This window comes from Paenibacillus sp. MSJ-34, assembly GCF_018918005.1.
In the GTDB taxonomy this organism is placed as follows: domain Bacteria; phylum Bacillota; class Bacilli; order Paenibacillales; family Paenibacillaceae; genus MSJ-34.
In genome coordinates, this window is sequence record NZ_JAHLPR010000017.1 from 87,407 (window position 1) to 99,921 (window position 12,515).

Consider the following 12,515-nt stretch of genomic DNA (forward strand, 5'->3'; position numbering starts at 1 on the left):
CATGTGGGACAACATCAAAAGCTTTGCTTCGGAATTTTTTGTTACGGGCGATCCGTTAATTTACGGCGCGGATGTCAGCATTATTATAACCATTATTGGCATTGTATTTGGGCTTACTTATTTCAAAAAATGGGGATGGTTGTGGCGTGAATGGCTAACGACTGTCGATCATAAAAAAATCGGCATTATGTACATTCTTGCCGCTTTTCTTATGCTGTTCCGCGGCGGCGTGGACGCGCTACTGATGCGGGCGCAGCTGGCAGTGCCGGAGCTGAGCTTCTTGACGCCCGATCATTATAATCAGGTTTTTACCACGCATGGCGTGATTATGATTCTGTTTATGGCGATGCCGTTTATGTTCGGTTTGTTTAACGTAGTAGTACCGCTTCAGATCGGTGCGCGCGATGTCGCTTATCCTTTCCTGAATGCGCTAAGCTTCTGGCTCTTCTTCTTCGGAGCCATGCTGTTTAACTTGTCCTTCGTCATCGGAGGATCTCCGGATGCGGGGTGGCTCGCTTATCCGCCTTATTCGGAACGGATGTTCAATCCGGGTGTCGGCCAGGATTTCTACATTTGGGGGATACAGATTTCAGGGATCGGCAGCTTGATTTCAGGGATCAATTTTATCGTGACGATTCTGAAAATGCGCGCTCCCGGCATGAAGCTGATGAAAATGCCGATGTTCTCATGGTCCGTTTTATCAAGCTGCATCGCCATTATATTTTCTTTTCCCATCTTGACGGCAACCTTGGCGCTGCTGTTTCTGGACCGCTATTTGGGGGCGCATTTTTTCACCCTGGACGGCGGCGGCAATCCGATGATGTATATCAATTTGATCTGGATGTGGGGACACCCTGAAGTATATATTATCGTGCTGCCGGCCTTCGGCATTTTCTCGGAAATTGTATCCACCTTTGCGAAGAAAAAACTGTTCGGCTATAAATCCATGGTTTATGCCATGATGATTATCAGCATTTTATCGTTTTTTGTCTGGGCGCATCATTTCTTTACGATGGGCTCCGGCGCGGGGGTCAATTCCGTCTTTGCGCTTACGACGATGCTCATTGCCATCCCGACCGGCGTTAAGGTGTTCAATTGGCTGTTTACGATGTTCCGGGGAAAGATCACCTTCGAAACTCCGATGTTATGGACGATCGGCTTTATTGTTTGCTTTGTCGTCGGCGGGATGACCGGGGTGCTTCTGTCGGTGGCGCCGGCGGATTTTCAATTCCATAACAGCTATTTCCTGATCGCGCATTTTCACAATACGATCATTGGCGGTGTAGTATTCGGTTATTTCGCCGGCCTGTATTATTGGTGGCCCAAGCTGTTCGGCTTTAAGCTGAATGAGCGAATAGGGAAATGGGCGTTCTGGTTCTGGAATATCGGATTCTATGTATGCTTCATGCCGCAATATGTGCTCGGGTTGATGGGAATGACGCGGCGCCTTGTCACCTACGGATGGGACAAGGGATGGTGGGAGATGAACCTGGTCTCCACGATCGGGGCCGCGCTGATGGGACTGGCCTTCTTGTTTCAGGTATGGCAAATCGCGTACAGCGTCAAGCATCTGCAGAAAGATGAAACGGGCGATCCGTGGAACGGACGCACCTTGGAATGGTCGCTTCCGTCTCCTGCGCCGCACTACAATTTTGCAACGCTGCCGCAGGTCTCTTCCCAGGATGAATGGTGGGAGGAGAAGCAGCGCAGAAAGAGCGGTCAATTCTCTCCGGCTCCGGTGAAGCTGGAACCGATCCATATGCCCAAAAATTCCGGCATTCCATTTGTGATGTCGATGTTCTGGTTCGCGGCCGGATTCGGTTTTGTATTCGACTGGCTTTGGTTAACGATATCCGGTTTAGCGGGAGTAGCGGTATGCATGCTGGTTCATTCATTCAACTACGATACCGATTATTACATCCCGGTGAAGGAGATTAAACGAACAGAGGGGGTAACGGGCGAATGGCTTCATTGAACGAATCTGCGTATGACGATCAACCGGCATTCCATTCGGATCGTCACGAGCATCCGGATATGGAGGAAATGCGCACCTTCGGATTTTGGATTTACTTGATGACGGATGTAATTATATTCGGGACGTTATTCGCTGCCTATATTGTCTTGCAAGGCAACAGAGACGGCGGGCCCGGACCTGAAGAACTGTTTGAGCTGAGCGGTATTATTGCAAGCACTCTTATTTTGCTGACCAGCAGTTATACGAGCGGTCTCGCCGTGCTGTCTATGAATAAAGGCAATCGTCAGGCCCTGATGGGCTGGCTCGGCGTCACGGCATTGCTCGGTGCGGCATTCATCGTACTGGAAGTCAATGAATTTGTTCATCTGGTACACGAGGGAGCCACCATCGGCACAAGCGCTTTTCTATCGGCTTTCTTTACCTTGGTTGGGACTCATGGGCTTCATGTATCTATAGGATTGGTCTGGATGGTTGCCTTGATTCTTCAACTGGCCAAGCATGGCATTACGCCGGTAACGAAACGTAAAGTGAATGTGATTAGCCTGTTTTGGCATTTTCTTGACGTCGTCTGGATTTTCGTATTTACGATTGTCTATTTGATGGGGGTGAGCTAGATGACGAAGCATGATATGACCGCTCCGCATGACGCCGGAAGCCACGGCTCCTTGAAATCCTATACGATCGGTTTCCTGTTCTCCATTATGTTGACGATCATTCCCGTTGCGGTCGTTGTATTTGGCTGGCTCGAGGGAATGGCGAACACCATCGTTCTGATGACGGCAGCCGTACTGCAGTTTGTCGTTCAACTCATTTATTTCATGCATCTGCGGGAGGAGAAAAAGCCTCGTTACAATCTGGTGACCTTGATTCTTGGTTTGTTCATTTTGCTCCTTATCGTTGTCGGCTCGATGTGGATTATGATGTTCAATCAGGTGGCAACATGAGCAGGACTTCCGCAAATGTTACGATTTTTCTTATTGTTATGATTTTGCTTGTCATCACCGCGTGTAATAAGGAGACGAGGAACCAGGTTCATCATGAGGGAACGACTCCCCCTGTTGAAGCAAACGCAGCGGCATTATATAAGAAACAATGTTTGTCTTGCCATGCTGCCGATTTAAGCGGAAAGGTGGGACCGGATTTGCGGGGGATCGGTTCTAAAATGGCGGAAAAGCAATTATTTGAGATAATTCATGATGGTGCAAAGGGCATGCCGGCATTTAAAAAAAGTTTGAGTGAAGAGGAAATGGAAGCTTTGGCGCAATGGCTCGCGGCAAATAAATCATAAAAGTGAGGGATTTTCGTTGAAAAAGGCGGCACTCTGCGTGTTGTTCTGTTTGATGATCATGATAGCTGCCGCATGCGGCAGCGGAAAGCCGAATCAGCTTGGTTATCAGGTTGTACCTTTTGAAGCCGTCAACCAGTCTGGTGACCCGATGTCCTTGTCCCATTTAAAAGGCAAGGTTTGGATCGCAGATTTTATATTTACGTATTGTGCAACAGTGTGTCCGACCATGACGGCTAATATGTCCGAATTGCAAACGCGGTTAAAATCAGCAGGCGTTGAGGCAGAGTTAGTTTCTTTCTCTGTGGATCCGGAACGTGACGATCCCGCAGCGCTAAAACAATACCTTTTAAAATTTGATGCCGATTTCTCGAATTGGCATGCGTTAACCGGCTACGAGTTTAACGAGATCAAAACATTTGCTCTGGATTCGTTTAAGACTGTCGTTGCCGAGGATACGTCATCCGATCAAGTCATTCACGGTACTTCGTTTTTTCTGATTGATCCGTCGGGGACCGTGGTTGCCAAGTATGATGGAATGACGGATACGCCTTACGATCAAATTATAAGAGATGTGAAGGCATTGCAGCGATAGGTTGGTAGAGATTGGCGGCTTGCTGCTTGTCGTTGTGGGCATTTTGCTGTACTTTGATAAAGTGAGTATAATCAATTCGTGGTTTTAAATCGTCTTTGCTTACAATGAAGGGGAATGAAAAGCTTATATAGATCGGATCTATACAAGCTTTCATTCCCCTTTTAGCTTGATTGGCCAAGAACGCCCCGTAGCGATGAGGCAAATTTCAATGTGCCCGCGACGATTTCTTCTGCCTTAGGCCTTGCATAAGTGAATCTCACATATCCGGAATCGGAACCATAGACGCTGCCGGGAACAAAGATAACTCCATTACGGATCGCTTCCTCCAACAATTTATGATCATTCACCTCGGGAGCTATCTTGCACCACAAATGCAAGCCTCCTTGCGGAATCGAGAAGCTGACCAAGTCCGGCAATTCTTTCTGAAGCGTCTCGATCAATAAATCCCGTTTATAGAGCAGATCCGTTCGCAGCCGCTCCAAATGAGGTTGGACATATGAAGATCTCAAGAACTGCGCGGCAACCTTTTGAGGAACGACGCTAAGTCCGAAATCCATCTGCTGTCTGGCATCGGCCAGCCGCTCTACAACGGAATGAGGAGCGACCATCCACCCGACGCGCAACCCGGAAGCTGCGATTTTGGAGAAGGATCCGATGTAAATGACGGAGCCGATTGAATCATTTGCTTTCAGCGGCATCGGAGGAGTTCCATGATAAGCGGTGAGGCTATAAGGGTCATCTTCCACAATCGGAAGGCCCAACTCGCTCGCAACATCCAGCAGTTCCATTCGGCGTTTCTCGTCAAGAACCGTTCCTGTTGGATTGTGATAGTTGGGATTAATGAAGATCATCTTAATCCGATGTTTTTTATATAGAGTACGAACATCCTTGGGGCGGACACCTTTATCGTCGACCGGAAGACGGAACAATCGAAGGCCGGCCGATTGAAACATCGGCAACGAGTAGCAATAAGAAGGATCTTCAATGGCTACCGCATCCCCGGGAGTAAGCAAACATTGCGTAATTAAATATAATGATTGCTGAGAGCCGGATGTAATAAGAATCGACGATTCTGTCGTTTGAATACCCCGATATTGATCTAAATACGCGACGAGTATTTCTCTAAGTGGAACAAACCCTTGCGGATTGTCATAACCAAGATATTCCGTATAGTGGTTTTCATCGATCAGAGTATTGATTTCTTCCACAGGAGAAATGTCCGCGCCCAGTTCGCCGCTGGCAAAGTCAATCAACGTTTTGTCTTTTTGGAGAGCTTCCCGGATCCGTCGCAAAAAAGGCAGATTGGGTAAAAAACTTCCGCCTTCTACATACCGATGCCAGTTGGGGGTATGCTTCGGAGTAGCTCCCCATTTATATTTACTAACACGGGTCCCGCTTCCGGTACGGCTTTCGATGATTCCAAGCGCACGCAGCTCCGCATAAGCAAGGATAACCGTGCTTCGATTCACTCCTAATTGTTCGGCTAATTTCCGCTCCGAAGGCAGCAGACTGCCTGGCGGAAATTCGCCATATGAAATTCTTCGTTCGATGTCGTCGGCAATTTGCTGATAAAGCGGTTGGTTGCTGTTACGAATCGGCTTCCAGATGATAATCACCTCCTCCGTATAAGTTTCAGATAGAGTGTCGAAAAATCATCTTTATCATAACATTTGGCATGTACATGGAGAGCCGCTCAAATTGACGAATGTATATCAATCTGTTGAACTTGGATGGTGGTTTGGTTTGTAAATTGGATGGTCTCTGTTTACGAAGAGGTGCTCTCTTCGCTTAGTACGGGAGTTATTCCTGTTTTCTCAGCCCCAAATAAACTCCTGAAATGGCCGTAAAAAACAGGAAATAACCGAAGAAGCTGTATAGATGCATCCACTGATCGGAATGAATAAACATCCCTAGCCGCTCTGCTACAGTTTCCAACATCGGCATCAACAGGCTGACAAAGAGGATCATGCAGGCCTTCCCCCATCTATTCGCTTGGGAAAGGCAGTACAGGAAAACGATTGTGAATAGAGGCAGCACGATTAAAGTGAAGACGATATGAATCGGGAAGATCTCCGGCAAAAGCCTGTGCGGAAAATGGTACAACCCTTTACCGACAAAATAGAGATCCAAATACGTGCCGACCAATGATGCCAATACGGCACATGCGAAGCTATCTTTATTCCAAAAGGCTGATCGTTTTTTTGGCAAGCGCGGCAACTTCGAGCCGCTCCAATGTTTTACAGTATTCATCCTTGATCTCCCCGTCCATCATTTCCAGGTCATCCGCTAAATAATCCGCCACGCTTAGATCTTGAAACCAATCCCCCGGTTCCGCTTCCGGCTGGCTGATATTTTTCCAGGCATGCTCAAGCCTCGGGCTATAAACTCTCCTCGCTCCCTTGCGAAGCCGGCACGATTTCAACCGCAACGGATAGGGAATTCCCGGCGCACCTTCATGTACGTCATTGAATACATGCGGCCAGTAATCCTTCCTTGATCCGGTATGCGGATGACGTTTCGCCCAATCCAATACCTGACGATGGAAATCGTTATTTTTAAACAAAACGGCATACAGCTTTTTTCCAAGTAAAATTCGCTCATGGAGTGATTGGAATTCACGGAGTGTCTGTCCCTTTACATTCTCACCCTCCGCAGGAAAAAGAATTTGATTAAAGGACAGCCAATTCTGAAGATGAAATTCGAGTTTGTTTAACACTTCTTTTTGATAATGGGGATTTTGAACAACCCTTAGTTCCAGGTAGCTTTGTTCGTTGACGACTAACGCTATGCAATGCATATACGTATCTCTGACTTTCCAAAAATAGTTCCAAATCGTTTCCATAAATATGGAAACATTTAGTTGAGGCAGCAAATAAAACAGGGGTCTATTCTGTTTTAAACTTTCCTCGTAGAGTAGAAATTGCGGGTAAACATCCTGGAAAATCAACCAGTTGCCGCGTTCCAAAAAATGAAAAAAAGCTTCCCGATCTTTTTCCGGCAGCAGTTTGGTTAGAAATTCTCCCTTGAGATCGGTCATATTCCATCCGCCATTCCGCGATACCATATGTCCCAAAAATGCCCAGTGGATTTCGGGATGCCGGAGATAAAACTCGAGATAGGCTTTCGTTCTGGTCACATTATTTAGGTTGTGGCCCTGTGTAATGGATCTAATGTCGCGCACAAGCTTTTTTTCTGTAATAGTCAACTCTTTCGGGATGGCAGGGGAACGTTTCTTTCTTCTCTTTAATTCCTTGCGGATCGTTTCAAGCGGTGTTGTTTTGCGGACTCTTGTAAACAGGATAGCGGCTTCCCTCCCTTACGAATTCTCTATGGCAGTAACGAATATGTATAGCTTTAAGATGCTTTTGTACGAGGAAGGAGCACTGGAATGATGGATACCGCGAAAGGGATCGGATGGATGATCGAAACGCTTCGTAAAGACCAGTCCCCTGACGGCTCATGGGCTTATCCGTTTGAGACGGGGATTTCCACAGATGCCTATACGATCATTTTATTACGCACTTTAGAGATTGATGATGAGGAATTCATCGAAGGGCTGTGCCGAAGAATTGTAAGCAAACAACAGAAAAACGGAGCGTGGAAGCTCTATCGCGACGAAGGAGAAGGCAATGTAACCGCCACGTTGGAAGCCTATTATGCACTGCTGTTTTCCGGATACTACCGGAAAGAAGACGAGCGCCTTCACGCCGCCAAAACGTTTATCCTCGCTAACGGCGGTTTATCGGAAGTAAGTGCGTTTACGAAAATTATGCTGGCGCTGACCGGACAATATCAATGGCCTTCGTTAAGCCCTCTGCCGATTGAAATGATTCTGCTTCCGCGCAGCTTCCCAATCAATTTCTATTCTTTATCCGTTTACGGGCGTGCCAATCTGACTCCGATTATGATGTTGGCCGACAACAAGTTTTCCATGAAAACAACCTATACTCCCGACCTGTCCGATTTGAAACGGATCGGCGATGGCGAGGACGAATGGGTTCGCTCAAAGGAATGGCGCTCGCTGCTCTCCTTGATTCGGGACGGAGTCGCAAGATTGCTCGGCATCCCGAGGGAATTGCACCGGTTAGCGCTTGAGCGCGCCCAACAATATATGCTGGACCGTTTGGAGCGGGACGGAACGTTGTACTGTTATTACAGCAGTACCTTTTTGATGATTTTCGCCCTCCTTTCCTTAGGGTACAAAAAAACCGATCTGGTCATTATCAAAGCCGTTGCGGGAATTCGGGCCATGAAATGCGAAATGAACGGTCTCCCCCATATGCAATACACCACGGCCAATGTGTGGAATACCTCGCTAATCGGTTATGCTCTTCAGGCAGCGGGGGTTTCGCATCAAGACCCGATGGTGGCGAAGGCAAACCGGTATTTGCTAAGCCGCCAGCATGACCGCTTTGGCGACTGGGCCGTGCATAATCCGGGCAGCTTGCCGGGCGGCTGGGGATTTTCCGACGCGAATACGATGAATCCGGACGTGGATGACACGACGGCCTCGTTAAGGTCCATATCCGGAATATCGTTGCAGAACCGGGCGGCCTGGGACCGGGGCGTCAATTGGCTGTTGTCAATGCCAAACGATAACGGCGGCTGGGCTGCTTTTGAAAAAAATACCGATTCCAAGCTGCTGGAATTCCTTCCGATTGAAAAGGGCCGCTTTTTGCTGACGGACCCCTCTTGTGCGGATTTGACCGGGAGAACGCTTGAATTTTTCGGGAACTATACGAACGTTCCTACCAGCCATCCCGTGATCCGGAACGCTATCAATTGGCTGTTGAAAAATCAACGGAAGGACGGGTCGTGGTACGGACGCTGGGGCATTTGTTATATTTACGGAACATGGGGTGCGATGACAGGTTTGAAAGCGGCCGGCATATCGCCAAGCCACCCAAGCATGCAAAGGGCGGCGGCATGGCTGGAAAGCATTCAAAATTCGGACGGCGGCTGGGGCGAGTCGTGTCAAAGCGACATGCAAATGACCTACGTTCCGTTACGGACGAGCACGCTGACGGATACGGCTTGGGCGCTGGATGCCTTGATAACGATTGCCGACAAGCCGGCTTCAGCCATTCGTAGAGGAATCGCCTATTTGCTGGATTCCCTTGAGAAAGAGGATTGGACGACAGACTATCCGAAGGGCCAAGGGATGGGAGGAGCGTTCTATATCCATTATCATAGCTACCGGTATATCTTTCCTCTGCTTGCGTTAGCGCATTATCGAAGGAAGTTTGAAGCCGGTTCTTCAGAATAACATGAATTTGCACTGTCTTTTCCGCTTTAATCCCATTCATTTTCAAATTCGACAACATAGATTAGATCATCATTTATTGAAGGGGCCAGCTTATGAAAAAAACATCAAAATTAAAGCATTTAGTCCAAACGCAAAACTTGGAGTTTTTAATGGAAGCCCATAACGGACTGTCGGCCAAAATCGTTGAGGAGACCGGATTTAAAGGGATTTGGGCCAGCGGTTTATCCATATCTGCGGCAATGGGCGTGCGGGATAATAACGAGGCTTCTTGGACTCAAGTTTTGGATGTGTTGGAATTTATGAGCGATGCGACTTCCATTCCCATTTTACTCGACGGGGATACGGGATATGGAAACTTCAACAATGCAAGGCGATTGGTTAAAAAGTTGGAACAACGACAGATCGCAGGGGTTTGCATTGAGGATAAAGTGTTTCCGAAAACGAACTCGTTTATTAACGGCAATGCCCAGCCGCTAGCAAGCCGATGGATCGATCGCAATCGGTCATTTTTCTTTGTCGTCAGAAATCGGACATTCGATCAAGTGGCATTGAGAAAACAGGAGCTTGTCTCGAGAATGAATCATTTGCAAACGGCAAGGCAAGAGGCCGATCAGTATCCGTCCCGGTACGAAGCGCTAACGGTCATTAATGCGATGAAGGACCGTCATACGGTACAGCTGGCGACAACAGGAATAACCGGCCGGGAATTGTACGAAATCGAAGATAGCCCCAATAACCTTTATATGGTTGGTTCCATGGGGTGCGTAAGCTCATTTGGGCTTGGACTTGCTCTGACCCAACGCAACAACAATAAGGATATCGTCGTGATTGACGGAGACGGTTCCGTGCTAATGCGGATGGGGAGTTTGGCTACGAACGGAACGTATAGCCCCCCCAATATGCTGCATATTTTGCTTGACAATAACGCTCATGATTCGACGGGAGGGCAAAGCACGGTTTCGCATAATGTTCAATTCGTAAAGATCGCCGCTTCCTGCGGTTATGTTCAATCGATTTACACACACAATCTGGCAGAGCTGCAATGGGCGATGGAGGAATGGAAAAGGACAAAAGGGCTGACTTTCCTCTATATGAAAATTTCCAAAGGTTATAGGGAGCAGTTGGGCCGCCCTCAAATCAAGCCGTTCGAAATCAAGCAACGTTTGCAGTCGTTCCTCAGGAATGACCCGCCGGAAGGGGGACAGTATGAAAAGCGTCAAGAGGAATATTTTGCTTAATCCCGGTCCCGCTACAACGACCGATAGCGTTAAATTGGCGCAGGTGGTGCCGGATATTTGCCCTCGTGAAGCGTCATTCGGCCGTTTGATGGAATCGGTCTCCGAAGACCTAGCAGCTCTGGCGGGAGATCCTTCCTATTATACAACAGTATTGTTTAGCGGTTCCGGTACCGCGGCGGTTGAATCCATCCTTAGCTCCGTGATCGATCAAGAGGCTGTGGTCATCATCAATAACGGCGCATACGGGAAACGGATGTGCGAGATTGCGCAAACGTATCGGCTGAATGCCGTGGAATTTGCAAGCCCGTACGATGAGGCGATCGATCTGTCCGCGCTGGAAACTATGATTCAATGTTCACCCCACAACATTTCACATCTTGCCGTTGTCCATCACGAGACGACGGTCGGTCTTCTCAACGATATTCAGGCCATCGGTGATCTATGCAGACGATATCGGATCGACATGATCGTAGACGCTATGAGTTCATTTGGAGCCATCCCTATTGAAATGGAACAAATGAATATCAGCTATATGGCCGCGAGCTCCAATAAAAATCTGCAAGGAATGGCGGGTATCGCATTCGTCATCGCGAATAAGAGGAAATTGAATCGCTTAAAGAACAAGCGGCCGAGAAATTATTATTTAGACCTGTATGCGCAGTATCAATATTTTGCGGAAACGCTGCAGATGCGCTTCACTCCGCCCGTACAAACGTTCTATGCGCTGAAACAAGCCATCGAAGAATTAAAGCGGGAAGGGGTCGAAGCGCGATATGCAAGGTATGCCCGATCGTGGAAAACGTTAATCCAAGGCATTTCACGGCTTGGCTTAAAGCATCTCGTGGAAGAACGGCATCATTCCAAACTTGTGACTTCTATCCTTGAACCCCATTGCAGCGGATACGATTTTCGAGAGATGCATGATTTTTTTTATAGCAACGGTTTTACGATCTATCCCGGTAAATTGGAAAAGACGAACACGTTTCGAATCGCTAATATCGGGGATATCACTTACCAAGACATTGAAGCATTTTTGGCATTGCTGGAGCACTATCTGAAAGGAATCCAGTACTTGCATCGAAAGGCGGATAGCATATGACTAAGGGAGCGAACAAATTAGGAAAATACAGGTTCATGAAAGGATCCCCGCAATTGGCGCCTCACCTGCCCGCAACGAGAAGACTGACGAAAAGAAACTTTAACCATTTTCTTGCAAGATTCGGATCCGTAATCGTGAAACCCAATGGCGGCAGCGGGGGAGCCGGCATCATCCGAGTGACGGCTGCGGGAAAAGCGCGATACGTCTTGCATAAAGAAAACAAAAGAACAACCGTCAGGGGAAAACATACAGCTTACGCGCGTGTCAGAAAAAGAATCGGGCTCCGCCGATATATTGTCCAACGCCGAATTCAACTTGCTACCATCAACAAACGCCCTTTCGACGTAAGAGTAATTGTGCAACGTAGAAGAAATTCGCATGAATGGACGGTTACCGGGGAATTGGCCAAGGTGGCCGGCAAGGGGTACATCGTCACCAATAACACAAGAAGCAAAGGAAGGTTGCTGCCGATTCGAACCGGAATTGAAAGATCGTCGCTCGGAAACCGTTCCGTCGAAACGATGGTGTCCGACCTTCATCGGGTTGCATTAGCGGCAGCAGCTAGATTAAATCAATATTACCCGCGGAAACGTATTTTTGGTCTGGATATGGGATTGGATCGGAACGGCCATGTTTGGATTATTGAAGCGAATAAAGCGCCGTCCATGTCCCATTTTATTAAGATGAAAAATTATGAAACGTACCATCGAATTATGAGCTACAAAAGAGGTTGAATTTATACGATCAAAAGGGAGGATGATTGAATTCCCCCTTTTGATCGTGTCGCGTGTGACGCGCTATCCTTTTCGCTGCATCGATCATCGTCGTTAGTTTCGAAAAGAGTCAATTTCACAATACCGCTGGCGGCTGACGACTCATCGAGCGCGCTAACGAAACGTGCACACGCTAATCGCCTGTAAACCACCTTGTTTCTCGTGTAAACATTCCTGTGTAGGCTAAGAAATGGCCTTTGAAAAAAACAGGAGCGCCTCGTATGATAGGGGTGTGACGGGTCTAGAGCCCTAAAAACCTATCAGGAGGCGCTTACTATGAAGTT

The 12,515-nt window shown here is 47.8% G+C and carries 12 protein-coding genes; 9 read left to right on the top strand and 3 right to left on the bottom strand.

Annotation, left to right across the window (positions count from 1 at the left end; genetic code table 11):
• Position 1 precedes the first annotated feature (1 nt).
• From KQI79_RS10720 to KQI79_RS10740, 5 genes are read left to right on the top strand one after another with little or no spacing between them, the layout of a single operon-like run.
• The gene (locus KQI79_RS10720; protein WP_216538222.1) at positions 2-1,975 is read left to right on the top strand and encodes a cbb3-type cytochrome c oxidase subunit I; all 1,974 of its coding nucleotides are present in this window, start codon (positions 2-4) and stop codon (positions 1,973-1,975) included.
• A complete protein-coding gene (gene cyoC, locus KQI79_RS10725; RefSeq protein ID WP_216538223.1) occupies positions 1,963-2,589 on the top strand; it encodes a cytochrome o ubiquinol oxidase subunit III in 627 nt (208 codons plus the stop codon). Before KQI79_RS10720 ends, cyoC begins: the two co-directional genes overlap by 13 nt.
• Positions 2,590-2,919, top strand: coding sequence for a cytochrome o ubiquinol oxidase subunit IV (cyoD, locus tag KQI79_RS10730; protein ID WP_216538224.1), 330 nt, complete (start codon positions 2,590-2,592; stop codon positions 2,917-2,919).
• Positions 2,916-3,263, top strand: coding sequence for a c-type cytochrome (locus KQI79_RS10735; protein ID WP_216538225.1), 348 nt, complete (start codon positions 2,916-2,918; stop codon positions 3,261-3,263). Before cyoD ends, KQI79_RS10735 begins: the two co-directional genes overlap by 4 nt.
• A 16-nt stretch (positions 3,264-3,279) precedes the next feature.
• Entirely contained in the window at positions 3,280-3,855 is a 576-nt protein-coding gene (locus KQI79_RS10740) for an SCO family protein (protein ID WP_253298074.1), read from the top strand.
• Positions 3,856-4,016: 161 nt separating this feature from the next.
• On the opposite strand, the gene pdxR is transcribed toward KQI79_RS10740, so the two are convergent.
• The 3 genes from pdxR to KQI79_RS10755 form a co-directional block, all read right to left on the bottom strand.
• The gene (gene pdxR / locus KQI79_RS10745; protein ID WP_216538237.1) at positions 4,017-5,462 is read right to left on the bottom strand and encodes a MocR-like pyridoxine biosynthesis transcription factor PdxR; all 1,446 of its coding nucleotides are present in this window, start codon (positions 5,460-5,462) and stop codon (positions 4,017-4,019) included.
• A gap of 193 nt (positions 5,463-5,655) precedes the next feature.
• Positions 5,656-6,072: a CBO0543 family protein gene (locus KQI79_RS10750; protein WP_356711058.1), complete on the bottom strand. Its 417-nt coding sequence runs from the start codon at positions 6,070-6,072 to the stop codon at positions 5,656-5,658.
• Positions 6,032-7,036 carry a DUF2515 domain-containing protein gene (locus KQI79_RS10755; RefSeq protein ID WP_356711042.1) on the bottom strand — a complete coding sequence of 335 codons (1,005 nt, stop codon included), beginning with the start codon at positions 7,034-7,036 and terminating at the stop codon, positions 6,032-6,034. The genes KQI79_RS10750 and KQI79_RS10755 overlap by 41 nt, the downstream gene beginning before the upstream one ends.
• 207 nt (positions 7,037-7,243) lie before the next feature.
• On the opposite strand from KQI79_RS10755, the gene shc reads away from it, so the two are divergent.
• The 4 genes from shc (at position 7,244) to KQI79_RS10780 (ending at position 12,192) form a co-directional block, all read left to right on the top strand.
• Entirely contained in the window at positions 7,244-9,121 is a 1,878-nt protein-coding gene (gene shc / locus KQI79_RS10760; RefSeq protein ID WP_216538227.1) for a squalene--hopene cyclase, read from the top strand.
• Between the two features lie 92 nt (positions 9,122-9,213).
• Positions 9,214-10,359, top strand: coding sequence for an isocitrate lyase/phosphoenolpyruvate mutase family protein (locus KQI79_RS27545; protein WP_253298075.1), 1,146 nt, complete (start codon positions 9,214-9,216; stop codon positions 10,357-10,359).
• Positions 10,328-11,458 (top strand): 2-aminoethylphosphonate aminotransferase, encoded by a 1,131-nt coding sequence (locus KQI79_RS10775; protein WP_216538228.1) that lies wholly within the window; start codon positions 10,328-10,330, stop codon positions 11,456-11,458. Before KQI79_RS27545 ends, KQI79_RS10775 begins: the two co-directional genes overlap by 32 nt.
• Positions 11,455-12,192, top strand: coding sequence for a YheC/YheD family protein (locus KQI79_RS10780; RefSeq protein ID WP_216538229.1), 738 nt, complete (start codon positions 11,455-11,457; stop codon positions 12,190-12,192). Before KQI79_RS10775 ends, KQI79_RS10780 begins: the two co-directional genes overlap by 4 nt.
• Positions 12,193-12,515 lie beyond the last annotated feature (323 nt).

Excerpts from the sequence above, each read along its gene's own strand:
- KQI79_RS10720 (WP_216538222.1), top strand. The coding sequence starts at position 2 with ATGTGGGACAACATCAAAAGCTTTGCTTCGGAATTTTTTGTTACGGGC.
- cyoC (WP_216538223.1), top strand. The coding sequence starts at position 1,963 with ATGGCTTCATTGAACGAATCTGCGTATGACGATCAACCGGCATTCCAT.
- cyoD (WP_216538224.1), top strand. The coding sequence starts at position 2,590 with ATGACGAAGCATGATATGACCGCTCCGCATGACGCCGGAAGCCACGGC.
- KQI79_RS10735 (WP_216538225.1), top strand. The coding sequence starts at position 2,916 with ATGAGCAGGACTTCCGCAAATGTTACGATTTTTCTTATTGTTATGATT.
- shc (WP_216538227.1), top strand. The coding sequence starts at position 7,244 with ATGATGGATACCGCGAAAGGGATCGGATGGATGATCGAAACGCTTCGT.
- KQI79_RS27545 (WP_253298075.1), top strand. The coding sequence starts at position 9,214 with ATGAAAAAAACATCAAAATTAAAGCATTTAGTCCAAACGCAAAACTTG.
- KQI79_RS10775 (WP_216538228.1), top strand. The coding sequence starts at position 10,328 with ATGAAAAGCGTCAAGAGGAATATTTTGCTTAATCCCGGTCCCGCTACA.
- KQI79_RS10780 (WP_216538229.1), top strand. The coding sequence starts at position 11,455 with ATGACTAAGGGAGCGAACAAATTAGGAAAATACAGGTTCATGAAAGGA.